The sequence below is a fragment of the Methylorubrum podarium genome (assembly GCF_022179745.1).
GTDB classification, from domain to species: Bacteria; Pseudomonadota; Alphaproteobacteria; order Rhizobiales; family Beijerinckiaceae; genus Methylobacterium; species Methylobacterium podarium.
In genome coordinates, this window is record NZ_BPRD01000039.1 from 16,450 (window position 1) to 40,662 (window position 24,213).

General features: G+C 70.0%; 23 protein-coding genes. 13 read left to right on the forward strand and 10 right to left on the reverse strand.

What is annotated here, in order from left to right; genetic code table 11:
* The first annotated feature begins 381 nt into the window (after nt 1-381).
* On the forward strand, nt 382-1,041 hold the full coding sequence (locus tag MFF42_RS01925) for a LabA-like NYN domain-containing protein (protein WP_238254263.1): 660 nt from the start codon (nt 382-384) through the stop codon (nt 1,039-1,041).
* A gap of 200 nt (nt 1,042-1,241) precedes the next feature.
* Here the strand turns inward: MFF42_RS01925 and smpB are convergent, their stop codons facing one another.
* Nucleotides 1,242-1,715, reverse strand: coding sequence for an SsrA-binding protein SmpB (smpB, locus tag MFF42_RS01930; protein ID WP_238254242.1), 474 nt, complete (start codon nt 1,713-1,715; stop codon nt 1,242-1,244).
* 127 nt (nt 1,716-1,842) lie between these two features.
* On the reverse strand, nt 1,843-2,733 hold the full coding sequence (gene dapA, locus MFF42_RS01935; RefSeq protein ID WP_238254243.1) for a 4-hydroxy-tetrahydrodipicolinate synthase: 891 nt from the start codon (nt 2,731-2,733) through the stop codon (nt 1,843-1,845).
* A gap of 201 nt (nt 2,734-2,934) precedes the next feature.
* Here dapA and MFF42_RS01940 point away from each other — a divergent pair, with 201 nt between their 5' ends.
* Nucleotides 2,935-5,247 (forward strand): lytic transglycosylase domain-containing protein, encoded by a 2,313-nt coding sequence (locus tag MFF42_RS01940; RefSeq protein ID WP_238254265.1) that lies wholly within the window; start codon nt 2,935-2,937, stop codon nt 5,245-5,247.
* Here the strand turns inward: MFF42_RS01940 and MFF42_RS01945 are convergent.
* A complete protein-coding gene (locus MFF42_RS01945) occupies nt 5,237-5,842 on the reverse strand; it encodes an HD domain-containing protein (protein WP_238254244.1) in 606 nt (201 codons plus the stop codon). The two genes, MFF42_RS01940 and MFF42_RS01945, sit on opposite strands and share 11 nt — an antisense overlap.
* A 140-nt stretch (nt 5,843-5,982) precedes the next feature.
* On the opposite strand from MFF42_RS01945, the gene MFF42_RS01950 reads away from it, so the two are divergent.
* Entirely contained in the window at nt 5,983-7,218 is a 1,236-nt protein-coding gene (locus MFF42_RS01950; protein ID WP_238254245.1) for an adenylate/guanylate cyclase domain-containing protein, read from the forward strand.
* A 100-nt stretch (nt 7,219-7,318) separates the two neighbouring features.
* Here the strand turns inward: MFF42_RS01950 and MFF42_RS01955 are convergent, their stop codons facing one another.
* The 6 genes from MFF42_RS01955 to MFF42_RS01980 all read right to left on the reverse strand — a co-directional run bounded on the left by MFF42_RS01955 (nt 7,319) and on the right by MFF42_RS01980 (nt 14,739).
* Nucleotides 7,319-9,313, reverse strand: coding sequence for an OmpA family protein (locus MFF42_RS01955; protein ID WP_238254246.1), 1,995 nt, complete (start codon nt 9,311-9,313; stop codon nt 7,319-7,321).
* A gap of 203 nt (nt 9,314-9,516) precedes the next feature.
* Nucleotides 9,517-11,172, reverse strand: a complete 1,656-nt coding sequence (locus tag MFF42_RS01960) for a porin (RefSeq protein ID WP_238254247.1) — start codon at nt 11,170-11,172, stop codon at nt 9,517-9,519.
* Nucleotides 11,173-11,529: 357 nt separating this feature from the next.
* Entirely contained in the window at nt 11,530-13,353 is a 1,824-nt protein-coding gene (locus MFF42_RS01965; protein WP_238254248.1) for an ABC-F family ATP-binding cassette domain-containing protein, read from the reverse strand.
* 244 nt (nt 13,354-13,597) lie between these two features.
* On the reverse strand, nt 13,598-13,840 hold the full coding sequence (locus tag MFF42_RS01970; protein ID WP_238254249.1) for a hypothetical protein: 243 nt from the start codon (nt 13,838-13,840) through the stop codon (nt 13,598-13,600).
* 75 nt (nt 13,841-13,915) lie between these two features.
* Nucleotides 13,916-14,233 carry a polyhydroxyalkanoic acid system family protein gene (locus MFF42_RS01975; protein ID WP_238254250.1) on the reverse strand — a complete coding sequence of 106 codons (318 nt, stop codon included), beginning with the start codon at nt 14,231-14,233 and terminating at the stop codon, nt 13,916-13,918.
* A 158-nt stretch (nt 14,234-14,391) separates the two neighbouring features.
* On the reverse strand, nt 14,392-14,739 hold the full coding sequence (locus tag MFF42_RS01980) for a septal ring lytic transglycosylase RlpA family protein (protein ID WP_238254251.1): 348 nt from the start codon (nt 14,737-14,739) through the stop codon (nt 14,392-14,394).
* Nucleotides 14,740-15,169: 430 nt separating this feature from the next.
* Here MFF42_RS01980 and MFF42_RS01985 point away from each other — a divergent pair, with 430 nt between their 5' ends.
* Entirely contained in the window at nt 15,170-16,366 is a 1,197-nt protein-coding gene (locus MFF42_RS01985) for a site-specific DNA-methyltransferase (protein ID WP_283206845.1), read from the forward strand.
* A 61-nt stretch (nt 16,367-16,427) separates the two neighbouring features.
* Here MFF42_RS01985 and mutY read toward each other — a convergent pair whose 3' ends face one another.
* The gene (gene mutY / locus MFF42_RS01990) at nt 16,428-17,642 is read right to left on the reverse strand and encodes an A/G-specific adenine glycosylase (protein WP_238254252.1); all 1,215 of its coding nucleotides are present in this window, start codon (nt 17,640-17,642) and stop codon (nt 16,428-16,430) included.
* Between the two features lie 179 nt (nt 17,643-17,821).
* On the opposite strand from mutY, the gene MFF42_RS01995 reads away from it, so the two are divergent.
* The 9 genes from MFF42_RS01995 to MFF42_RS02035 all read left to right on the forward strand — a co-directional run.
* A complete protein-coding gene (locus MFF42_RS01995; protein WP_238254253.1) occupies nt 17,822-18,298 on the forward strand; it encodes a DUF721 domain-containing protein in 477 nt (158 codons plus the stop codon).
* Between the two features lie 182 nt (nt 18,299-18,480).
* Nucleotides 18,481-19,134, forward strand: a complete 654-nt coding sequence (locus tag MFF42_RS02000; RefSeq protein ID WP_238254254.1) for a DsbA family protein — start codon at nt 18,481-18,483, stop codon at nt 19,132-19,134.
* A gap of 163 nt (nt 19,135-19,297) precedes the next feature.
* Nucleotides 19,298-19,651: an AtpZ/AtpI family protein gene (locus MFF42_RS02005; RefSeq protein ID WP_238254255.1), complete on the forward strand. Its 354-nt coding sequence runs from the start codon at nt 19,298-19,300 to the stop codon at nt 19,649-19,651.
* Between the two features lie 136 nt (nt 19,652-19,787).
* A complete protein-coding gene (locus MFF42_RS02010; protein ID WP_238254256.1) occupies nt 19,788-20,543 on the forward strand; it encodes a F0F1 ATP synthase subunit A in 756 nt (251 codons plus the stop codon).
* 60 nt (nt 20,544-20,603) lie between these two features.
* On the forward strand, nt 20,604-20,831 hold the full coding sequence (locus MFF42_RS02015) for a F0F1 ATP synthase subunit C (protein WP_012455237.1): 228 nt from the start codon (nt 20,604-20,606) through the stop codon (nt 20,829-20,831).
* Between the two features lie 112 nt (nt 20,832-20,943).
* A complete protein-coding gene (locus MFF42_RS02020) occupies nt 20,944-21,549 on the forward strand; it encodes a F0F1 ATP synthase subunit B family protein (RefSeq protein WP_238254257.1) in 606 nt (201 codons plus the stop codon).
* Nucleotides 21,550-21,645: 96 nt separating this feature from the next.
* The gene (locus tag MFF42_RS02025; protein ID WP_238254270.1) at nt 21,646-22,131 is read left to right on the forward strand and encodes a F0F1 ATP synthase subunit B family protein; all 486 of its coding nucleotides are present in this window, start codon (nt 21,646-21,648) and stop codon (nt 22,129-22,131) included.
* Between the two features lie 364 nt (nt 22,132-22,495).
* Nucleotides 22,496-23,800, forward strand: coding sequence for a serine hydroxymethyltransferase (gene glyA / locus MFF42_RS02030; RefSeq protein ID WP_238254258.1), 1,305 nt, complete (start codon nt 22,496-22,498; stop codon nt 23,798-23,800).
* Between the two features lie 205 nt (nt 23,801-24,005).
* Nucleotides 24,006-24,213 (forward strand): RrF2 family transcriptional regulator (locus MFF42_RS02035; RefSeq protein ID WP_306423466.1); only part of this gene is annotated, 208 nt, incomplete at its 3' end.

The following is a 24,213-nucleotide window of genomic DNA, read 5'->3' on the forward strand; positions in this document are numbered from 1 at the left end:
CGTCCTGCAATTGCCGCTCAAGAGAATGCAACCACTGATAATCTCTGAGTTGTGAGGCAAAAACTTGGGGCCCTCGCCATGGAGGGCATGTTAACTCTTTCTGGCGCTTGACAGAGCTTGCACCCTCCGCCACGACGGTGGTGGCTTGGTTCGGCGTCGGTCGCGCTGTTGCGAGCGCTGCAACTCTCCGCCACCGTGACTTGTCGGCCCTGCGACGGCTTGTTCTAGCAGAAAGCCCGGCTCGGCACTCGAAGGCGATCGCCTGTCGAGAATGTGAGGGTGCCGGACCTTGTTCGTGCATCAGTCTTGCGTTTTCATATACTGAGTTCATGCCCAGATTTTCAACGAAATGACTTTCAGCTCCAGAACACGGATCGATCAATGAGTGATAAACAACGCACCGCGATTTTCATTGATGGCGCAAATCTCTATGCCACGACGAAGGCGCTCGGTTTTGACATCGATTATAAGCGTCTGCTCAAAGATTTTCAGAGCCGCGACAATCTCATTCGTGCTTTCTATTACACGGCGATGATCGAGGATCAGGAATATTCTTCGATCCGCCCGCTGATCGATTGGCTCGATTACAACGGCTACCGCGTCGTCACCAAGCCGGTGAAGGAGTTCACCGACTCGGCCGGCCGCCGCAAGATCAAGGGCAACATGGATATCGAGCTCGCGATCGACGCGCTCGAACTCGCTCCCCACATCGACCACATGGTCCTGTTCTCGGGCGACGGCGATTTTCGCTCATTGGTGGAGGCGATCCAGCGCCGCGGCGTCCGCGTCTCCGTCGTCTCGACGATCCAGACCCAGCCGGCGATGATCGCCGACGACCTGCGTCGTCAGGCGGACGAGTTCGTCGATCTCGCCCAGCTCGCGGGCCGGATCGGCCGCGACCCGGGCGACCGCCCGGCCCGCGCCGCGGGCGACGGCCCCCGCCGCGACTTCGCCGAACGCGGCGCGCCCCGTGCCAATCCGGGTCTGGAAAGCCGCTACGGCATCCGACCCGGTCCATCCGACGAGGAATCGGAAGGCTGAGCGGCGCATCGCTGCTCAGGTCGTGGTGACGGAGGGATCATCGTCTCGCCGTCACCGCGAGGTCGGACCGAAGGAATTCAGCGCTCAGCCTCACCGATAAGAGGTTGCACTGCTGATCGCTTCGCCTCCGCTCGCGATGACGGCGGAAGGATCGGCGTGCCCCGACGGCGAACCGTCGGCCGAGACGGAGCGAAATTGCTTCAGCCCTTGTCGCGCAGCAAACGGGCCTTGTCGCGCTGCCAGTCGCGCTCCTTGACGGTCTCGCGCTTGTCGTGGAGCTGCTTGCCCTTGCCGAGCCCCAGCTCGACCTTCGCCCGGCCCTTGTCGTTGAAGTAGATCTTCAGCGGGATCACCGTGTAGCCCTGGCGCTGGGTCGCGCCGATCAGCTTGTTGATCTGGCGGCGGTGCAGCAGCAGGCGGCGGGGCCGCTTGGTGTCGTGGTTGAAGCGGTTCGCCTCCAGATATTCCGGGATGTAGGCGTTGAACAGCATCAGGTCGTTGCCGGAGGGGCCGGCATAAGACTCGCCGATCGTCGCCTTGCCGCCGCGCAGGGATTTCACCTCGGTGCCGGTCAGCGCGATGCCGGCCTCGAACGTGTCCTCAATCGCGTAGTGGAAGCGGGCGGAGCGGTTGTCGGCGACGACGCGCCGGCCGGGTTCGGGTTTCGGTGCCATCTCTTCTGGTTGAGCTTCTTGCGCGCCGGGCGGAGGACGGCCCCGGAATATGGGGAAACGAGGGGCCGTCGGCGACCCCTCGTCCTTCGAGTGAGATCAGGCCCGCGAACGGCGCCGATCAGGCCGATCAGATCAGGCCGGCATGGGCTAGCGCCGCATCGACCGCCCGGCGGCAGCCCTCCGTCGCCGGCACCAGCGGCAGGCGCACCTCCTCCGACATCAGCCCGAGGCGCGAGAGCGCGTATTTCGCCGGCACCGGGTTCGACTCGTAGAACATCTGCACGTGCAGCGGCATCAGCCGGTCCTGGATCGCCAGGGCCTTGGCGTAGTCGCCCGCGAGCGACGCTTCCTGAAGGTCGGCGCAGAGCCGCGGCGCGACGTTCGACACCACCGAGATGCAGCCGCGGCCGCCATGGGCGTTGAAGCCGAGCGCCGTCGCATCTTCGCCAGAAAGCTGGATGAAATCTTCTCCCATGGCCTGCCGCTGGAGGCTGACACGGTCGATCTTGGCCGTGGCGTCCTTCACGCCGGCAATGTTCTTCAGCTCGAACAGCCGCTTCATGGTGTCGACGCTCATGTCGACCACGGACCGGCCGGGGATGTTGTAGATGATGATCGGGATGCCGACGGCGTCGTTCACCGCCTTGAAGTGGGCGTACATGCCCTCCTGCGTCGGTTTGTTGTAGTAGGGCGTGACGGTGAGCACCGCATCCGCGCCGACGCTTTCCGCATGACGGGCCCGCGCCACGGCCTCTCGCGTCGCGTTCGAGCCGGCGCCCGCGATCACGGGCACCCGGCCCGCGGCCTCGGCGACGCAGACCTCGACCACGCGGTCGTGCTCGGCATGGCTCAGCGTCGGGCTCTCGCCGGTGGTGCCGGTCGGCACCAGGGCGTGGGTGCCCTGCTCGATCTGCCAGTTCACGAATTTCCGGAAGGCCGACTCGTCGAACTCGCCGTCGCGGAAGGGGGTCGCGAGCGCGGTCATCGAGCCGCGAAGGCGGGCATGCGTATCGGTCATCCTGGCGTTCCCGGCCGTTCTTCTTGCCTGTCTTCCGGCACGTCCCGGCGGCTGCGGCCGCGGACGGACCGCGCTCGGGACGCGCGAGACATAGGCCCTCACCAGCCCGCGCGCAAACGCTTCGCTTGCGCAGTTAATGCCATCTTAACGCACCGGAGCCCAGCTTAAGGCTTGGCCTCCGTGTCGGGGTGTCTGATGACCTTGGCGTTCCCCGCCCGCTCCCTCCTCCTCGGGCTCGTGCTGTCCGGCACCGCCGTGCTGCCGCAGCGCGCCGTCGCCATCGAGGTGCGCAACCCGCAGCCGGCCTCGGCGCCCGCCGCGCCCGTGAGCGACGCCACCGCGCCCGCGGCGCAGATCGGCGACGGCCCCGCCTCCGATCCCGTCGCGGCGGACGCGCTGCGCCTCGATCCGAGCGCCGGCGAAGCCGCGACCGACAAGCCGCTGCCCGCCGCGGTCTCCTCTTACGCCTCCACCGAATCGGATGGCGCGGTCGCCTTCCCGCTGCCCGACGCGGCGGTCTCGCCGGCCGCCCCCTCCCCCGAGGTGCCGGACCCGGCCCGCCCGGTCGCCTCCGGCGAGACCGATCTCGGACAACTGCGCGAGGCGATCGACCTCTACCGAAAGGGCAAGGTCACCGACGGCGACCGTCTCGCCGCGGGGTTCACCGATCCGGCAGCGCGGGCGCTGCTGGAATGGGTGGCGATTCGCGCCGGCGCCGGCATCAGCTTCGAGCGCGTCGTCGGCTTCGCCCGCGCCAACCCCGACTGGCCGGCGGGGCCGCTGCTGCGCCGCCGGGCCGAGGAGCGGCTGCTCACGGAGAAGAAGAGCCCGGCCGTCGTGCGCGCCTTCTTCGCCAGTGCCCGGCCGACGAGCGCGCCGGGCAAGTTCGCCCTGGCGCTGGCGTTGCGCGCCGACGGGCTCGACGCGGACGCCGCCGACCTCGTGCACGACCTGTGGCGCGAGGAGAGTTTCGGGCGCAGCCTCGAGGCCAAGGTCACCGAGGCCTTCCCCGGCGTGCTCACCGTGATCGACCACCGCTACCGGATGGAGCGCGCCCTCCTGAAGGAGGATTGGACGACAGCCGCCCGCGCCGCCGACTATGCCGGCGGCTCCTATGCCAGCCTCGTGCGCGCCCGCCGGGCGGTGCAGGGCAAGGCCGGCGCGGCGGCCGCGCTCGCCTCGGTGCCGCCCTCCCTGCGCAACGACTCGTCCTACCTGCTCTCGCGCACCCAGTATTTCCGCCGGGCCGACAAGCCGGCGGAGGCGGCCAAGGTGCTGCTCTCCGCCCCCACCAATCCGGAGGTGCTCGCCGACGGCGACACGTGGTGGGTCGAGCGCCGGATCGTCGCCCGCAAGCTGATGGATGCGGGCGATCCCAAGACCGCCTACGCCGTGGCCGCGGCGCATTCCGCCCGCACTTCCGAGAAGCGGATCGAGGCCGAGTTCCATGCCGGCTGGATCGCGCTGCGCTTCATGGCCGACCCGGCCGCCGCCGAGCGGCACTTCGCGCAGGCCGCGAGCGTGGCCGAGACGCCGATCTCGCTCGCGCGCGCCGCCTACTGGCAGGGCCGCGCGGCGGAGGCGGCGGGCAGGACCGCCGAGGCGAAGGGTTTCTATGAGCGCGCCGCGCTCCAGCCGATCGCCTATTACGGGCAGCTCGCCCGCGCCCGCCTCGGCCAGCACAGCCTGCCCCTGCGCCGCGCCGCCGAGCTGAGCCCGACGGCGCGGACCGCCTTCGACGACCGGCTGTTCGTGCGCGGTCTCAAGCTCCTCGCCGCCGCCCAGATGAAGGAACTGGCGCTGCCGCTCTACATCGACGCCGCCCGCTCGCTCACCGAGGAGGCGCAGGTCAACGCCCTCGGCGAGACCGCGGTGGAGGCGCGCGACGCGCGGGCGCTGGTCTCCATCGGCAAGCTCGCCACGCAGCGCGGCCTCGCCCTCGACACCCACGCCTACCCGACCATCGGCATCCCCGCTTACGAGACCTTCACCGCCGTGCCGCAGGTCGAGCGCGCCATGGTCTTCGCCATCGCCCGGCAGGAGAGCCAGTTCGATCCCCGCGCCCAGTCCGGCGTCGGCGCCCGCGGCCTGATGCAGATGATGCCGGCGACCGCCCAGCGCACCGCCAAGCGGGTCTCGACCTCCTACGAAACCGACCGCCTCACCAGCGATCCCGCCTACAACGCGCGGCTGGGGCAGGCCCATCTCGGCGAGTTGATGGAGGACTGGAAGGGCTCCTACATCCTCGCCTTCGCCTCCTACAACGCGGGCGGCGGCAACGTGAAGAAATGGGTCGATGCCTACGGCGACCCGCGCCGGCCCGACATCGATCCGATCGACTGGGTCGAGCGCATCCCCTTCACCGAGACGCGCAACTACGTGCAGCGGGTGATGGAGAACCTGCAGGTCTACCGCAACCGCCTCGACGGCAAGAGCGCGCTGATGATCGAGCGCGACCTCGCCCGCGGCGCCCGCACCGCCGTGAGCGCGGAGGCGCAGCCGGTCACGCCGTAGCTGTTCCGCCCCGGTAGTGGCGGCGCACCAGCGCCTCCACGAAGGGCCAGAGACCCGGCACGCCGCGCTCGATCACCGGCCGGTAGCGCGCCAGGACCTGGGCCTCGGTCAGGCCGTTCTCGGCCCAGGTGCCGCCGTCCGTCAGCGTGTTGAGCAGGAGCGGCTGGAGCCGGTCGAGCGCCTTGGCGAAGCGGGCCTCCGCCGTCTCGACCGCCTCGAATTCCCGCCACAGCGCCAGGTAGCGAACCTTCTGCGCCTCGGGCAGCAACCCGAAGATCCGCTCCGCCGCTTCCGCCTCGACCAGGGCCTGGGCGGCGGCGTCGTAGCTGCCGTGGATCGGCACGTCGCCCGCATCGACCTCGACGATGTCGTGCACGAGCAGCATCGCGACGACGCGGCCCATATCGAGGCCGGGCGCGAGATCGCCGAGCACGAGGGCGAACATCGCCAGATGCCACGAATGCTCGGCCGAGTTCTCGCGCCGACGCTCGCCGATGGTCCGGTTCTGGCGCAGCACGGCCTTGAGCCCGTCGATCTCGGCGAGGAAGGCGAATCGGCGATCGAGGGCCAAGGCCTCGTCGTTCACGTGGTCCATGTCGCGGTCCCCGGCATCGTGGCGGCACGGTTGAAGGCTTCCGCCCGTCCGGGCAAGGCGGATCGACGATCGATTTCCCACAGGCATCGACGCACGATGTTTTTGGATCGCGGCGCCGTCGCCGCTAGTGTCGCTTCGCCATGGCCACGACGGACCCGATCTCCGACTCTGCCCTCCGCGGCATCGAAGCCCGCCTCATTGCGCGGGCGACGGAGTCGGACGACGGAGAGGCCATCATCGCGGAATTCTGCGAAGCGCTGGTCGCGGTCGGCCTTCCCCTCTGGCGTCTCAGCCTGGCGGTGCCGGTCATCGACCCCGTCTTCCGCGGAGTGAGCCTCGCGTGGCGGCCCGGGCAGGGCATGGCGTTCTTCCCCACCGCGCACGGGCCGGAGGGCGAGGATACGTTCTTCCGCAGTCCCGTCGGCTGGCTGCGGGCGAACGACCTCGCCTTCGTTCGCTGGCGCCTCGACCAATCGAACGGCTGCCCCGACCTCCCGCTTCTGGGGCAACTGAGGCAGGCGGGTGCCACGGATTATCTGCTCCACGCCGCCGCCTTCGCCCCCGGCAGCGCCATGGAGGGCGTCTGCATCTCGTTCGCCACCGACCGCCCCGGCGGCTTCACCGAGGCGGAGCAGGCGGTGGCCGCCGGGCTCGTGCCGGTGATCGCCCTGGTCACGGCCAAGCTCAGCCTGTCGCATACCATACGCGAGATGCTCGGCACCTATCTCGGGCCGGCGACCGGCGCGCGGGTGCTCGCGGGCGAGATGCGGCGCGGGCAGAGCACGGTCGTCCACGCCGCGATCCTGCTCGCGGATCTGCGCGGCTTCACCGCGGTGGCGGACCGCGACGATCCCCTGAAGGTCGTCGGCTGGCTCGACGAGCATTTCGACGCGCTGGGCGAGCCGGTGCAGCGCCACGGCGGCGAGATCTCGAAGTTCCTGGGCGACGGCTTCCTCGCCGTCTTCCCCGTGGCCGAGCCGGACGCCCTCGCCTGCCCGGCCTGCGCCGGCGCGCTCGACGCGGCGCAGGAGGCGCTGGCACGCAACGACCGCCTGAACGCCACCCGCCGCCGGGACGGCCTGCCGCCGCTCGAGGCGGACATCGTGCTTCACTACGGGCGCGTCGTCTCCGGCAATGTCGGCACCGACCGGCGCCTCGACTTCACGGTGATCGGGCGCGCCGTCAACGAGGCGAGCCGGATCGAGCGGCTCTGCGATGAACTGGAGCGCCCGCTGCTGCTCTCGGATGCCTTCGCCCGGCGCTGCGGGACGGCCCTCGTCCCGGTCGGCGAGTTCGCCCTGCGCGGCGTCGGACGCAAGCAGCGGATCTGGGGGCTGGCAGGGGAAGCGGCCGAGCGCTCAGAGCGGACGGCCTGAAACGGCGCGTCCGAGCCCGCCCGGAGCGCGGCCCACGAGGTCAGCTCCGGGCACCGTCCGCAGCGCCGCCAGACCGGTCGGAGCGCGGCGACGCGCGGGGTCACGAGCGCAGGTTGAGACCGATTCCCTGCCGGTCGGAGAGCGGTGCGACCCCCGTCGGCGCGGCGGCGCGCTCCAGCGGCACGCCGGCCTTCTGGAGGTAGTCCACCACCGCGAGCGCCCGCGCCCGCGCGAGGTCGGCGCCGGCCTCGGCCCGCTCGGCCTCGGTCTTTTCGGGCTTCGGCTCAGGCTTCGATTCGGGCTCGGCCGCCTCCTTCGTTTCCGCCTTGCCCTTGCTGGCCTTGCCGGATTTCGCGTCCTTCTTCGTCTCCGGTTTGGCGGGCTTGGGCGCCGCCTCCTTCGCCGCCTCGTCGGCGACCGGATCGGCCTGCGCCTCGGGCTTCGCTCCGGCCGGGTCGAGATGGCCGACGACCTCGATCCGCTCGCCCGGACAGGCGCGGGCCAGGGCCGCCACCGCGTCGAGAACCGGATAGAATTCGGGCGCGAGCGCCGTGCTGCCCGGTGCGAAGCGCAGGGGATGCCCGGCGGTGCGCGCGGCGAGGCGCTGTCCGCAGGCGCCCGATTCGGCCGTCGCCGCCGGCGTCTCGTCCGACGCGACGGAGACCGTGGCGTTCCAGCCGGGGGGCATCGCCCGCGGTACTGTCCGGCCGAGGCGGGCGGCGCTCTCGGGATAGAGGCTCGTGCCGGTCAGGCGGAGCTCGGTGCCCGTGATCGTCAGCTCGCCGCTCGCCAGCGTCGAGAGCGGATCGATCGCCGCCGCCAGGGCCGCGGCCAGACCGGCCGGGGCCCCGTCGGCCAGCCGCGTGCGGTCCTGGATCGATTCGCGGAAGAAGCGCGGATTGAGCCGGGCCAGCAGCGCCTCGCGGCTCGCCTGATCCGGCAGATGGCCGCTCACCGTCACGCTGTCGGCGTTGCGGCGGATGCGCAGGACGTAGGGGACGATGGGGCGGGCGGTGAGCGCGACACGGCCCGCGGCGACCTCGGCGGGGCGGGCGTCGCGCATCAGCGTCTCCACCTCGGTGATCGCACCGGCATCGAGCGCGTTGCCCTCGACCGAGACGGACGCGCCCTCGAAGGCGACGCGTCCCTCGTGCAGCAGACCGGCGAGCCGGAAGACGAAGCGGGCCAGGGCCGGCCCGTCGACGCCCTGCGGCAGGCCGCGGGCATCGCGCAGACGGTCGTCGATCGCCGCCCCCTCCGCGGCCTGCGCGGCGGCGGCACGGATCTCCTCGCGGGCGCTCTCCGAGGCGACGTGGCCGGTCAGTTCCAGGCTGCCGTCCGTCCGTCGGGCGACGCCGAAGCGGAAATCCGCGACGACCGGCGGCGTGATCTCGACCGTGCCCAGGGTGTAGCCCTGCGGCGGGCTCGCCAGCGCCGTGCGCAGGGCGTCGTAGGCGGCGACGCTCGCCGCCTCGCCGCGGATCGAGATGACGGTGTCGTTGAGCGTGGCGACGGCGCCTGTGGTGAGATCCTGTAGCCGCTCCACGGCGAAGGCCGCCGCGTCGGGGAAGTCGCGCGGTGCGCCCCGCGCGGCCCGGGCGTGGTCGCTCAGGGTCGCGTCGCGCGGCAAAGCCGGCTTCAGGCGCTGCGCCAGCTCGAAGGCGCCGACCTCGGCCGGGCGGCTGCCGTTGGCCTCGACCCGGCCGGCCGCGGGACGCTCCACCGACCAGACGAAGGGGGAGACTTCCTCGATGACGCCGGTCCGGTCGGTGAAGCGGCGGACACCCTCGATCGCGGAGAGCCGGGCGACGACCGCCTCGCGCTGGGCGGCTTCCGGCGCCTCGCCCGCGGCGGTGAGATCGCGGCCCGACACCGTGACGCGCAGCCAGGGCTCGGGCTGCCCCTCCCCGGTACTGGCGGCGATCTCCGATGCCTGCTGTTCCAGATGTGCGGTGACGCGCGACAGACCGAGATAGGCGGCGGCCGCGGCGATCAGGAGGAGCGCGGGAAGGCCGGCGAGCCAGCCGGCGCGGACCAGGCGCGACCGGGACGGCGTTGCGGGCGGCGATGACGGTGGGAGCGACGGCGTGGACACGGGGCTCGACCTCCTCGGCAGCCGGCGAGGGCGGCCAGATGACACGGTCATCGGGGCGCTTTGAAGGCCGCGCGCCGCCGCGCTCAGGCCATGAAAAAACCCCGGCCGCGAAGCCGGGGTCTGGAGGTTCTTTCCGTTCGGCCCCCTGAGACAGGGGGCCGATGCTGTCGAGCGGCAGGCGCGCGGCCTGCCGCAAGTCCGACTTAGAAGTCGCGCTGCACGCGGAAGCGGGCCTGGAACACGTCCTCGCTGCTGACGGTGCGGGTCGGAACGTTGTTCACGAAGCCGCCCTTGTCGCCGTCGGAGACGCGGCCGCTCTTGACGCCCGTCTTGATGTACTGGCCCTCGACGCCGATATCGAGATCCTTGACCGGCGACCAGATCAGGCTCGCGCCGGTGACGACCTGGTAGGTGTCGCGCAGCGACGCGCTCAGGCTGTAGCCGAGGCCGTTCGTGATGTAGGACGGCGGCGCGACGGTCGAGGGGCTGTTGATCAGAGCGTTCGCCTGGCTGGTGGCCTGACGGGCACCCGCCGGGAACCACATCTCACCGTAGCTGGCGTAGAAGGCCGAACGCCACTCGGGCGACCAGTAGTGGAGGTACGAACCGACCACCGTGAAGCTGCTGGACAGCTCGATCCGGCCGGTCAGCGGGTTCACCACCGCGTCGGCGAGGTACTGGTTGAACGGGTTGCCGGCGTAGACCGACGCGTTGCTGAGGTAGCCGGCGGTGAAGCGGTTGATGCCGGTGTAGAAGGACGTACCCTCACCGTACGAACCCTGGAGGTAGAGGCCGTCGCCCGGAGCGATGAAGGGCAGGTTGAACTTCACGCCGCCCTGAACCGCCCAGCCGTACTCGGTCTGTACGCCGGCGCCGAGGCCGCGAGCCGCGAGAAGGGTCTGAGCGTTGGCCTGCTGCGTGGCGCCGGTGCCGGGGACGCCGAGCGAGGCGATGTAGCCGCCGGTGTTGATCTCGCGCACGGCGGCGGAGAGCTGAGCCGAACCCCACGGAGCGTCGTAGCGCAGCGAGCCGACGAAGTCGGGCAGGCGCGAGCGCTGAACGGCGTCGATGAAGGCGACCGCGGTGGCGTTGCCGAGGGCGTCGGTGCCGAGGATGATCGGGGTCGGAGCGGTGGTGAGGACCTGCGAAAGGGCACCCGTGCCCGCGCCCGCCGCCGCCGCCGGGACGGCGTTCGAGAAGATCGGGTTCTTGCGGTAGTTCGGATCTTCCATCGAGATCGTCGCGGTGAACCCGTCGCCGAACTTCTGGGTGTAGGCGAGCAGGTTGGTCGACGGCATGTTGGAGCCGAGCGACGAGCCGATGATCTCGTAGTCGGCGGCGTAGAAGTCGTAGAACGAGGAGGCGCGACCGGCGGTCAGGCCGGCGAACTGGATGAACGCCTTGTCGACGTTGATGAAGTTCTGGATGCGGCCGAAGGCGTCCTGGCCGGTGCCGGAGAAGGCGTAGCCGCCGCGCAGGTTCGTGCCGGAGGAGGTCTTGGTGTGACCCGTGCGGCTCGCCGCATCGAGACGGAGGAACGCGCGCAGGGTGCCGTAGCCGGTCTGGGTGCGGGCGTCGAAGTTGAAGCGGGCGAGGCCGATGAAGCCGGAGAGATCGCCGCCACCGGTGACCCGGCGGTTATCGCTGCCGATGTAGCCGTACTCGGCGCGGGCGCGGCCGGAGACACGCAGGCAGGTGTCGGTGCCGGGGATGTAGAAGAAGCCGGCGCCGTAGGCGGAGCAGACCCGGACGTACTCGATCGGAGCGGCCTTCTTCACCGGCAGGTCGGCGGCCTGAGCCCCACCCACGATGGTCAGCCCCGCTGCCGATCCAAGGAGAAGGCTCTTGACGAGCTTCATGATAAACCCTCCAGAAGTTTCGAGACCCACGGGATCGGACTTCTGTTGACGCTGGGCGCCCACCGTTGGGTGGCCATCCCCGCCAGTCCTTGTTTCCCTTGGAGCTTGGCAGTCCCCCTCGGGCATCGGCCAAACCGCAGCGGGGTTATCCCGTCCGCAGCGGCACCATGGTCGAGCGTGACCGTACGGGCAACAGGGATGGGCGTCTTGGAGGTGTCACAAAGTGGCTTCGCTGCGATCTGTTGCAGCATCGCAACTTAATCCACGCCCAACCGTAAAGTTTTCCCCGGTCGCAAGGTGAGGGCGAAGGATCATCTCGGGCGCGGCCCGGCGGAACTGATCACCGGGCCGGGGCTCTCAGCCGCTCTGCGACTCGCGCTGCATCTCTAGGGTCAGCCAGCGCTCCTCGGCGGCGGCGAGCTCGGATTCGGCGGCACCGAGCATCGCCGTCGCCTTCTGGAAGCGGCCGGGATCGCGGCCGTACAGGCCGGGATCGGACAGCACCTCGCGCAGCTTGGCGATTCCCGCCTCCAGCTCGGCCATGCGGCCCGGCAGGGTCTTCAGCTCGTGCTGCTCCTTGAAGCCGAGCTTCGCCCGCGCCGGCGCCGCCTCCGCCCGCGGCGCCTTCTCCCTCGGTTCGGGGCGCTCGCGGACGGCCTTGTCCCGCCCGTCGCTGCGCGCCTCGACGCCGCGCCCGCGCTGGCCGAGCATGTCGGTGTAGCCGCCGGCATACTCGACCCAGCGCCCCTCCCCCTCGCTGACGAGAACGGTGCCGGCGACCCGGTCGAGGAAGTCGCGGTCGTGGCTGACGAGAATCAGGGTGCCGGCATAGTCGCCGAGCATCTCCTGCAGCAGGTCGAGGGTTTCGAGGTCGAGGTCGTTGGTGGGCTCGTCGAGCACGAGCAGGTTGGAGGGCTGGGCGAGCGCCCTCGCGATCAGCAGCCGGTTGCGCTCGCCGCCGGAGAGCACGCTCACCGGGGTGCGCGCCTGCTCGGGCGCGAACAGGAAGTCCTTGAGGTAGCCGATCACGTGACGGCTGCGCCCGCCCACCGTGACGCTGTCGCCGCGCCCGCCGGTCAGAACCTCGGTCACCGTGGCGGTCGGCTCCAGCACGGCGCGGGCCTGATCGAGATGGACCATGTTGAGGCCGGTGCCGAGGCGCATCTCGCCCGAATCGGGCGCCAGCGCGCCGGTGAGCAGGTTGATCAGCGTGGTCTTGCCCGCCCCGTTGGGGCCGACGATGCCGAGTCGGTCGCCGCGCAGCACCCGCAGGGACAGGTCGTGGACGATCCGGCGCTCGCCGTAGGATTTCGAGACCTGACGCGCCTCCGCGATCAGCGTGCCCGAGGCCTCGCCCTCGCTCGCGGTCAGAACCGCCTGCCCCACCGGGCGGCGATGCTCACGGCTCTCCTTGCGCAGGTTCTGCAGGTCGGCGAGGCGGCGCACATTGCGCTTGCGTCGGGCGGTGACGCCGTAGCGCAGCCAGTGCTCCTCATCGGCGATCTTGCGGTCGAGCTTGTGCTTGTCCCGCTCCTCCTCCTCGAAGAAGGCGTCGCGCCACGCCTCGAAGCTGGAAAAGCCCTGCTCGATCCGCCGGGTCACGCCGCGGTCGAGCCAGACGGTCGCCCGCGACAGGGCGGAGAGGAAGCGGCGGTCGTGGCTGATCAGGACGAGGGCCGAGCGGGTCCGCTTCAGCTCGGATTCCAGCCACTCGATGGCCGGCAGGTCGAGGTGGTTGGTCGGCTCGTCCAGGAGCAGGATGTCGGGCTCGGGCGCCAGCGCCTGGGCGAGCGCGGTCCGGCGCGCCTCGCCGCCCGACAATCGCCGCGGATCCTCGCTGCCGCTCAGGCCGAGGCTCTCCAGCAGGTAGCGGGCGCGGTGCGCGTCGTCGCCCGGTGCGAGGCCGGCCTCGGCGAAGGCGAGGGTCGTCTCGAACCCTGAAAAATCCGGCTCCTGCGCGAGGTAGCGGATCGTGGTGCCGGGCTGGACGAACCGCACGGCACGATCCGGCTCGACCAGACCGGCGGCGATGCGCATCAGGGTCGACTTGCCCGAGCCGTTGCGGCCGACCAGGCAGGCGCGCTCGCCCGGCGCGATCGTCAGCTCGGCCCGCTCGATCAGCGGCGTGCCGCCGAAGGTGAGTGCGACGTCCTGAAGAGTGAGAAGCGGGGGAGCGGCCATGGCGGGCTTATGGCAGCAGCCGCAGCCCGGAACAACGGAAGCGGATTCCGCGCGCTCCCGGAGATCCTATCCCGAGCGAAGCGCGCGCCTCAGGTCGCCATTCTCTTCGCCCGCAGGCCGGCAGCCTCGCCGGAAGTGGGCCCTCGCGCATCGTCCTGGCCTTCGAATCCAGGACGATGCGCGAGGTCTCCGATCTTGCATCGTCTTTTCCCGAAAGCCGGCAACCACCTTTCGGGACGATGCTCTAGGCCGTCGGGTTGGCCGGACCAGTCGGGGTCGAGTCGGGAAGGCCGGGGCTCTCGACCGGGATCTCGGTCGGCATGGTTCCCGGCGCTTCCGCGGGCGTCCCGCCGGGAATCTCGGGCCCGGGACCCGGCTCGGGGATCCGCGGCGTGTCGGGCGTAGCGGGGCCGGGCGTCTCCGGACCGGGGCTCGGAACCTCGGGGCCGGGCGTGGGGGTTTCCGGGATCGATCCGGGATTGGCCATTCGAACGCACCTCGCTGACGGCCCGTCCGTCGCGCCGTCGTCCGGGCCAACGGGGTGTGGGCGGAGGGGTTCCCGCTACTTCTTGGGCAGGAGCAGCTTGTTGCCTTCCTTGCCGACGATCTTCTGGATCTTCTGCGCGAACATCGAGAGCAGCAGCGGCATCCGGACCTCGACGCGCACGACGTCCGGGCCGACATCGATCTGGCCGTCCACGGTCTGGGTCAGCGCGGTGACCGAGTAGTCGAGGCGGTCACCGGTCCAGTTCAGGGTGTTGATGGCGATGCCGCTCTTGCCGAGCGCCTCGCGCACGCGGGCGGTGCCCTCGTCGATGCGCCGCCGGGCCTCGTCGCGGCCGAGTTCGTGCGGAATCTCGACCACCATCGGCTTCGCCATCTCGATCCCCTCTCCTCTCCTCAGGGCGCGGACCCGGATCGGACGATCCGGGACGCACGGCATCGGGTGAGACAATTATGGGAACGGGTCGGTTCCCCGGCAACGCTCGGCGACGGTGCGCCGGTCCCGGAGAGAGGACGGTTCGCCGTCCGGGCGCCTCAGCGCACGACGTTGAGCGAGACGTAGCTGGTGCCCGACATGCCGATGGCGCGGGCCGAGCCGCGGGCCAGATCGATCACCCGGCCGCCGACGAACGGGCCGCGATCGTTGATGCGCACGACGATGGAGCGGCCGTTGGCGCGGTTCGTGACGCGAACGCGGGTGCCGAAGGGCAGGCTGCGGTGGGCGGCGGTGTATCCGTTGGGGTTGAAACGCTCGCCATTCGCCGTCTTCCGGCCGCTTCCGTACCAGGAGGCCTGGCCGCTCTGGGCCTGGGCGGGCAGCGTCGCGAGGGCGCCGACGACGGTGGCGAGGCAGACGGCAACGGTCCGGTTGGAAACCTTCATCGAGGATCGCATTCCCTTGTTGTTTGCGATGTGCGTTGAGCGCCGCGGAAAATGAGCCCGATCTCGGCCAAAATAAGACGAGGATTTTGCGCCGCGGTATCGGACGAGAATCAGACTATCGGCCGCGATCCCATGGGTTCATGTCGCGTTAAGAATTGATTACTTGGCTCGTGTTCGGGGCGCGATGCCGCGATAGTCGCAACACTTGCCGCGCAAGCATTCGGCGCCGCGCCGCGCGGGACGGGAAAAGCCTCGACAAAGCTTCGCGCGGGGTTGTCCGTGCGGTCGCACAGCGTTGCATCCAGCGCATGAAAAAGGGCGGCAAAAATTGCCGCCCCATATCGAGACGCAGATTTACGGCGTCGGCAAACCCGACCTTTACCGTGATCGCCGCATGGTCCCGGTGTCAGTCGCGTAACCGGTGTTTGCCATGGCTTCCCCGCGTACCGCGGTCGTCGGCGTCACCGCCCGGAATCAGGTCTCGCGTACCGGGCGGATCGCGTCGGCGCCGCGGATGGGTCTTGCACCCTCCGTTCAGCGTCTCCCCAACACTTTTCCCCTCGACGAGATCCTGATCGGCGACTGCATCGCCGCCATGGACCGTCTGCCGGCCGAAAGCGTCGACTGCGTCTTCGCCGACCCGCCCTACAATCTCCAGCTCGGCGAGGCGGGCCTGACCCGTCCCGACCAGAGCGTGGTCGACGCCGTCGACGACGACTGGGACAAGTTCTCCAGCTTCGAAGCCTACGACGACTTCACCCGCGCCTGGCTGAAGGCCGCGCGCCGCGTGATGAAGCCGAACGCCACCCTGTGGGTGATCGGTTCCTACCACAACATCTTCCGGGTCGGCAGCGCGTTGCAGGATCTCGGTTACTGGATCCTGAACGACATCGTCTGGCGCAAGGCCAACCCGATGCCGAACTTCCGCGGCAAGCGCTTCACCAACGCGCACGAGACCCTGATCTGGGCCTCGCGCTCGGCCCAGGCCAAGTACACCTTCCACTACGACGCCCTGAAGGCCGGCAACGAAGACCTTCAGATGCGCTCCGACTGGTTCATCCCGCTCTGCACCGGCGAGGAGCGGCTGAAGGACGAGGCGGGCCGCAAGGTCCACCCGACCCAGAAGCCGGAGGCCCTGCTCGCCCGCACGCTGCTGGCGGCGACCAATCCCGGCGACGTGGTGCTCGACCCGTTCTTCGGCACCGGCACGACCGGAGCCGTCGCGAAGCGGCTCGGACGCCGCTTCATCGGCTGCGAGCGCGACCCGACCTACGCCGCGGCCGCACGGGCCCGGATCGCGGGGATCGAGACCCTGTCCGCGGCCTCGCTGGCGCTGGCCACCCCGAAGCGGGCCGAGCCGCGGATTCCCTTCCTCAGCGTGGTCGAGGCCGGGCATGTCCGCGCCGGCGAGACCCTGACCGACGAGCGCCGACGCTTCCGCGCGACGGTGCGGCCGGACGGCCAGCTCAGCGTCGGCCCGGCGATGGGCTCGATCCACAAGGTCGGCGCCCTGGTGCAGGGCCTGCCCGCCTGCAACGGCTGGACCTTCTGGCACGTGGAACGCCAGGGACGCCTCGTCTGCATCGACGATTTCCGCAGCACGATGCGGGGCCAGGCCGGGGCGTAACGCCCGTCCGAGGTTTCGAAAGGACGAGTCCTTTCACGGGTGCAGGGCAGATCTCTGCATCTCACCGTGTCCGGACCGGCTTCGGCGCCTTCTTGACGATCCGCGCCAGATCCGAGGGCCGCGACGAGGCGGGCTTCGGGATCGGCCCGCGCCGCGGTGGCGGCTCGGGCTCGGGCGGCGTGGCGAGATCGGGTTCGGGGGGTAGCCTCGGAACGGGGGCCGCGAGCGGCACCGGACCGCTGAGCGCGTGGGCGAGCACCTTCTTCATGGCGCCGGGCAGCGGCTCGGTGTCGAGCGCGGCGCGGGGCGTGAAGCGCATCCCCTCGGGCGGCTCGGTCTCCGCGGCGACGCGGGCGAGGAACACCGTGAGTTCCAGCGGGAAGTGGGTGAAGCCGTGCTTCACCACGCCCGGCAGGCGCTTCCAGCGGGCATCGAGCGGCGCGTCGAGCAGGCCCTTGGCCGGATCGTAATCGGGCAGCCACGCGCTCGTCGGCGGTTCGGCCATGGCGCCGAGCAGGCCCTCCGCCGGCCGCGTGCGGAGCAGGACCGCCTCGTCGCCGGCCCGCAGGGCGACGAAGGCCGCGCCCTTGCGCAAAATGCCCTTCTCCTTCTTCACCTTCCTCGGAAAGGTCTCCTGCAGACCCTCGGCGCGGGCGCGGCAGGGCCGCATCCACGGGCAGAGGGCGCAGGCGGGGCGCTTCGGGGTACACAGGGTCGCGCCGAGATCCATCAGCGCCTGCGCGAAATCGCCCGGCCGCCGCTCCGGCACGAGCGCTTGCGTGAACAGGCGGATCTGCGCGCGGGCCGCAGGCAGCGGCGTCTCGATCGCGTGGAGGCGGCTCATCACCCGCTCGACATTGCCGTCGACGGCCGCGGCCGGCCGGTCGAAGGCGATGGCGGCGATGGCACCGGCCGTGTAGGCGCCGATGCCGGGCAGCTTGCGCAGGCCCTCCTCGGTGTCGGGGAAGCCGCCCGCGGCAGCGACCGCCCGGGCGCAGGCATGCAGGTTGCGCGCGCGGGAATAGTAGCCGAGCCCGGCCCAGGCCGACATCACCGCCTCCTCCGGCGCGGCGGCGAGTGCCGCGACGCTGGGAAACAGCGTCAGGAATTTTTCGAAATAGGGCTTCACCGCCGCGACGGTGGTCTGCTGCAGCATCACCTCCGAGAGCCAGACCCGATAGGGGTCGGGGGTCTCGCCCGGCAGCGCCCGCCAGGGCAGCGCTCGGCGGTGGCGGTCGTACCAGGCAAGGAGATCGGCGGCCGAGGCGGCGGGCATGGCCCGTCCATAGCGGGAGCGCGAGGGCGGAAAAAGCGTCTGCGGGCTCTTCGCGAAAAAGTCGCGCGGCCGTGTCGTCGCGCGATCACGCCCGGTCCCGACTCCCCCGCAGGCCGCAATTCGGGTAGTTTGCCGAGAGGGACGCGCTCACCGTGCCGCCCTCGTGTTCCGGAGTGCCGATGGCGCGCGTCAAACCGCTCAGCGAACTGATCGAGGGCTGCATCGGCCCGGCCTTCGCCGCGCAGGGCTTCGCCTCCTCCGACATCCTCGCCGTGTGGCCGGACATCGTCGGCGCGCGCCTCGCCGGGGCCTGCCAGCCGGTCAAGCTCGAATGGCCGCGCCGCGCCCGCCGCGACGCGGAGGGGCGGCCGGAGCCCGGCACCCTCGTGGTGCGGGTGGAGGGCGCCTTCGCCCTCGAACTCCAGCACCTCGCGCCGATCGTGATCCAGCGCGTCAACGCCCATTACGGCTGGGCCTGTGTCGGCAAGATCGTCCTGCGCCAGGATCGCCTGCACCGGGCCTCGCGCCGCGCGCCGCAGAAGGTCCTGGATCCCGCCCGGCGCGGCGAGGTGGCGCTGGCGGTGGCGCGCATCGAGGAGGATCGCCTGCGCGATGCCCTCGACCGGCTCGGCATCGCCGTGGTGGCGCGGCGCTAGCGCGGCGCGCTTCGCAACTCCCGAACAACTCCCGAACGGAGGGACGTGCGGGCGGCGGCGCAGCGTGATAAGCGGCTGCGGACAGGCCGTGCGGCGACGCGTCCCTCGGCCGGACGGAGCCGTTCCGTCCTATAGCGCGGTATCGGGCCGAGCGCGGCCCGCGAACGGAGCCCGCCCCTGCCATGATCACCCGGCGCGACGCCCTGAAACTGACCGGCCTTGCCCTCGGCACCGCCGCCCTGCTGCCCCGCCTGACCCTCGAGGCGCTGGCGCAATCGGCCGACACGGCCGCCCTGATGCAGCCCGGCCCGCTCGGCGACGTCTGGCTCGGACCGCCGGACGCAAAGGTGACGATCATCGAGTACGCCTCGATGACCTGCTCGCACTGCGCCCACTTCCACGCCACGACCTGGCCGGTGCTGAAGGAGCGCTACATCGACACCGGCAAGGTGCGCTTCACCCTGCGCGAATTCCCCCTCGACCCGCTCGCCACCGCCGCCTTCATGCTGGCGCGCTGCGACGGCGACGCGAAGTACTATCCGATCACCGACCTGCTGTTCGACCAGCAGCAGAGCTGGGCCTTCGTGCGCAAGCCGCAATCGCCCGTCGACGCCATGGAGCAGCTCCTGCGCCAGGCCGGTTTCTCCAAGGAGAAGTTCGAGGCCTGCCTCAAGGACCAGAAGACCTATGGCGCCATCAACGCGGTGAAGACCCGCGGCCTCGAAACCCTCAAGGTCGAATCGACCCCGACCTTCTTCATCAACGGCGAGAAGCACGCCGGCGCCCTCTCGATCGAGGAGATGGAGAAGATCATCAAGCCGATGCTGGGGGCCTGATCCGGCGCCGGACAGCCGTGGAAAAACGAAGAAATATGTTGTTTTATCAACAACTTGATTGGTGCGCCGGTCGCCTTGACACTCAAGGTTGGCGAAACTATGGTGCGCCGCGCCGAGGGGGCAGTTCGTTTCCCTCCGCTCCCGACGACGTGTGGGGTCGCCTGTGAGCGGCGACCCGGCAGGCAATGGGGGCGGGCCGGAAAAGGCTCCCGCTGACGGCGATCTCTCCGCGAGGCTCAAGCGTCTCGAGACGCAGCTCGAGGGCAAGCGGCCCAAAGCCGCTCCCGACAAGCTTGCGCGCACCGGCACATCCGGCGGGGGAGCCCCGATCGGTCAGGCCATGCGGCTCTCGACCGAGTTCATCGCGGGCGTGATCGCCGGAGGAATCCTCGGATACATCTTCGATCATCTCCTCGGCACCAAGCCGTGGGGCATGATCGTGCTGCTGATGCTGGGCTTCGTGACGGGGATCTACAACGTCATGCGGGTCAGCGGCTTCAGCGGGAAGAAAAACTGAGAAAGATCGTCGGTAAGGGTCTCCAAGCCGCCTCAGGGGTCTTGAGACTCGCCCGGCATCGTGTAAGGGCGACGCGCGACAGACGGGAGCCGCCGGGTTCCCGCGCGCGACACACAAAAGGGGCGGAAGCGGGCACATGGCGGTCAGTATCGACCCGATCCACCAGTTCGAGCTGCAGCCGCTCGTCTCGCTGGGTCACATCGGCAACCAGCAGCTCGCGTTCACGCAATCGGCTCTCTACATGTTCGCCGCGGTGGGCATCATCGCGTTGCTGACCATCGTGGCGACCTCCGGGCGCTCCGTCGTCCCGGGCCGCCTCCAGGCGCTGGCCGAGACGCTCTACGAGTTCATCGCCGACACGGTGCACCAGGCGACCGGCGCCGACGGCAAGCGCCTCCTGCCGCTCGTTTTCTCCCTCTTCATGTTCGTGCTCATTCTGAACCTGCTCGGGATGATCCCCTACGCCTTCGCGGTGACGAGCCACCTCATCGTCACCTTCGGCCTCGCGCTGGTCGTGATCCTGACCGTGGTGATCTACGGCGTCGCCAAGCACGGCACCCACTTCCTCGGCGTGTTCGTGCCGTCGGGCGTGCCGAAGCCGCTGCTTCTCATCATGGTGCCGATCGAGATCGTGTCGTTCCTGTCGCGGCCGATCAGCCTCTCGGTCCGTCTCTTCGCCAACATCCTGGCCGGCCACATCGCCCTGAAGATCTTCGCCTTCTTCGTGGTCCAGCTGCTGGTCGCCGGCGCCTGGGGCGTGCTCTCGCCCCTGCCGCTCGCGCTGACCATCGCGCTGACGGCCCTCGAGTTCCTCGTCGCGGCCCTCCAAGCCTACGTGTTCGCGACGCTGACGGCGGTCTACCTCGCCGACGCCCTCCACCCCGGCCACTGATCCTTTCCGGCCGGACCCTTCCGCCCACACCGAACCCCGTTCGAACTTCAGGAGTGTTTCATGGATCCCGTCGCTGCGAAGTACATCGGCGCCGGCCTCGCCTGCCTCGGCATGGCGGGCGCCAGCATCGGCCTCGGCAACCTGTTCGGCCAGTTCTACTCGGGCGCGCTGCGCAACCCGTCGGCCGCCGACAGCCAGCGCACCAACCTCCTCCTGGGCTTCGCGCTCACCGAGGCGCTCGGCATCTTCTCGCTGCTCGTCGCGCTGCTGCTCCTCTTCGCCGTCTGACGTGCCTTTCGAGGGCGTGCGAGCCGGCGCGAAGCCCGCCTCGCACGCCCTCGCTCGTTGATCCGGCCGCTCCGCCCGCGGAGCCGGCCTTCCGACGTCACCGGACAGGGCCATGGCCGAGCAGAAGAATCCCCTCACGACCCCCTCTCCGACCGCGGACACGCAGATCGTTCCGCCCGGGAGCCCCCATACCCATACGGAGCAGCCGTCCGGCGGCCACGGCGGTGCCTTCCCGCCCTTCGAGAGCCACACCTTCCTCGCGCAGCTGATCTGGCTCGCGCTGGCCTTCGGCCTGCTCTACTACCTCATGTCCAAGGTCGCGCTGCCGCGCATCGAGGCGATCCTCGGCGAACGCGCCGGCCGGCTCTCGTCCGATCTGAACGAGGCCCAGCGCATGAAGACCGAGGCCGACGCCGCCGGCGCCGCCTACGAAAAGTCCCTGCGCGAGGCCCAGGCGAAGGCGCAGGCCATCGCCCAGGACACCCGCAACAGCCTCTCCGCCGAGGCCGACGCCAAGCGCAAGACGCTCGAGGCCGAGCTGAACCAGCGGCTCGCCGCCTCCGAGGCGACCCTCCGCGCCCGCACGACGGAAGCCATGGGCAACGTCCGCACGATCGCCGGCGAGACCGCCTCGGCCATCGTCGAGCGGCTGACCGGCCAGGCGCCCGATCAGGCAAGCCTGAACCGCGCCCTCGACGCGACGCCCGCCGTCCACTGACCCGAGGGCCGGCCCCGTGCCGGCCCCTCCCCATCCGAACCGACCCCGCTCCGGTCCGCCGGGCGTAAGGCCGACCAAGGGTTTGAGACCGACATGTTGTTGACCGCGGAATTCTGGGTCGCCGTCGCCTTCGTGGCGTTCCTGGTCATCGTCTGGCGGGTCGGCGGCTTCTCGATGATGACCAAGGGGCTCGACAGCCGCGCCAAGCGCGTGCGCCACGAGCTCGACGAGGCCCGTCGCCTGCGCGAAGAGGCCGCAGCCGTGCTCGACGACTACAAGCGCCGCCGCGCCGAGGCCGAGCGCGAGGCCGAGGCGATCGTCGCCGGCGCCCGCGAGGATGCCGAGCGCATCGCCGCCGAGGGCCATGCCCGCCTCAACGATTTCGTCGCGCGCCGGACCAAGGCGGCCGAGGCGAAGATCGCCCAGGCCGAGGCCCAGGCCTCCGCTCAGGTTCGCGCCGCCGCCGCCGACGCCGCCGTCAAGGTGTCGGAGACCCTGCTGCGCGAGCGTCTGCAGGGCGCGGCGGCACAGGATCTCGTCCGCGCCAGCCTCGGCGATGTGAAGAGCCGTCTCCAGGCCTGACGTCTGATCCCATCGCCGCGGGGCGCCTGCCGCCTTTCGGCAAGGACGCGACGCAAATCGACAAGCCGCGACGAGGGCTAAGGCTACGGTCACCGGACGGGTGGCAGGGCCGGCGAAGCACCCGACTGGTCGGCCCCGAGACACCCGGCTTTGCCGGGTGTTTTCGTGTGCGGGACCGTTCGGCTGCGTTGCAGTGCCACAGCGGGGATCTACTCCCTTCAAAAATTTTGAAGACAGGCGAAAAATCACCTGTGCTTGGCCTGTCGTGCCGCGACGTGTACGAATAGTGCCTGAAAAACACCCCCGTGAACGCCGACGGGAAACGGGTGGGTTTGCCCGTAAACAACGTAAAGAGGCTACGCTCATGAGCGCCGGAACTGCGTCCGACACCAACACCCTCGACACCTTCTTCTCGTCTCATCTTGCCGAGACGGATCCCGAGATCGCCCGCGCCATCGCGCAGGAGCTCGGCCGGCAGCAGCACGAGATCGAGCTGATCGCCTCCGAGAACATCGTCTCGCGCGCCGTGCTCGAAGCGCAGGGCTCGGTGCTGACGAACAAGTACGCCGAGGGCTATCCGGGCCGGCGCTACTACGGCGGCTGCCAGTTCGTGGACATCGCCGAGGAGCTCGCCATCGACCGCGCCAAGCGGCTGTTCGGCTGCGGCTTCGCCAACGTACAGCCGAATTCCGGCTCCCAGGCGAACCAGGGCGTGTTCATGGCCCTGATGCAGCCCGGCGACACCTTCCTCGGCCTCGACCTCGCCGCGGGCGGCCACCTCACCCACGGCGCGCCCCCGAACGTCTCGGGCAAGTGGTTCAAGCCGGTCTCCTACACCGTGCGCCGCGAGGACCAGCGCATCGACATGGAGCAGGTCGAGCGTCTCGCGCAGGAGCACAAGCCGAAGGTGATCATCGCCGGCGGCTCGGGCTACCCGCGTCACTGGGACTTCGCCAAGTTCCGTGAGATCGCCGATTCGGTCGGCGCCTTCTTCTTCGTCGACATGGCCCACTTCGCCGGCCTCGTCGCCGCGGGCCTGCACCCGTCTCCGTTCCCGCACGCCCACGTGGCCACCACGACGACCCACAAGACCCTGCGCGGTCCGCGCGGCGGCATGATCCTGACGAACGACGAGGCGCTCGCCAAGAAGTTCAACTCGGCGATCTTCCCCGGCCTCCAGGGCGGTCCGCTGATGCACGTCATCGCCGCCAAGGCGGTGGCCTTCGGCGAGGCGCTGAAGCCCGAGTTCAAGATCTACGCCAAGCAGGTCATCGACAACGCCCGGGCGCTCGCCGACACCATCATCTCGGGCGGCTACGACATCACCTCGGGCGGCACCGACAACCACCTGATGCTGGTCGACCTGCAGAAGAAGGGCCTGACCGGCAAGGCCGCCGAGGCGGCGCTGTCGCGGGCCGACATCACCTGCAACAAGAACGGCGTGCCGTTCGACCCGCAGAAGCCGACGATCACCTCGGGCATCCGTCTCGGCACCCCGGCCAGCACGACCCGCGGCTTCGGCGTCGCCGAGTTCAAGCAGGTCGGCTCGATGATCGTCGAGGTGCTCGACGGCCTCGCCGAGAAGGGCGAGGGCGGCGATGCGGCGGTCGAGGCGGCGGTGAAGGAGAAGGTCCACGCCCTGACCGATCGCTTCCCGATCTACAACTAAGATCGAGCGCGACTCATCCGGCCCGCGCTGCGGGCCCCAGGCGACCGCGGATCCCCCGATCCGCGGTCGCCTTCGTTTCGGGACGGGCGCGAAGTTAATCCATGCAAGTTTTGTCGCTCCCAGGTGTGTACACGTCAGTCCAACCTTGAAATGATGTGTACAGAAACAGCCTTCGCCTGAAGGTTGCGCGGTGCGGCTCGGGAGGGTGCTCCTGCATCTCTCGCTTCATACGGATTACGGTCTTCGTCTGCTGATGCACCTGACGTTGGTCGAGCCGGGAGCCTGGGTCGCGACTCCGGCCGTCGCCCAGCGCTTCGGCATCTCGGTGCACCACCTCCAGAAGATCGCCCAGGCGCTGGTCCGGGCCGGCGTGGTCGAGGCGCGGCAGGGCCGCTCCGGCGGCGTGCGTCTCG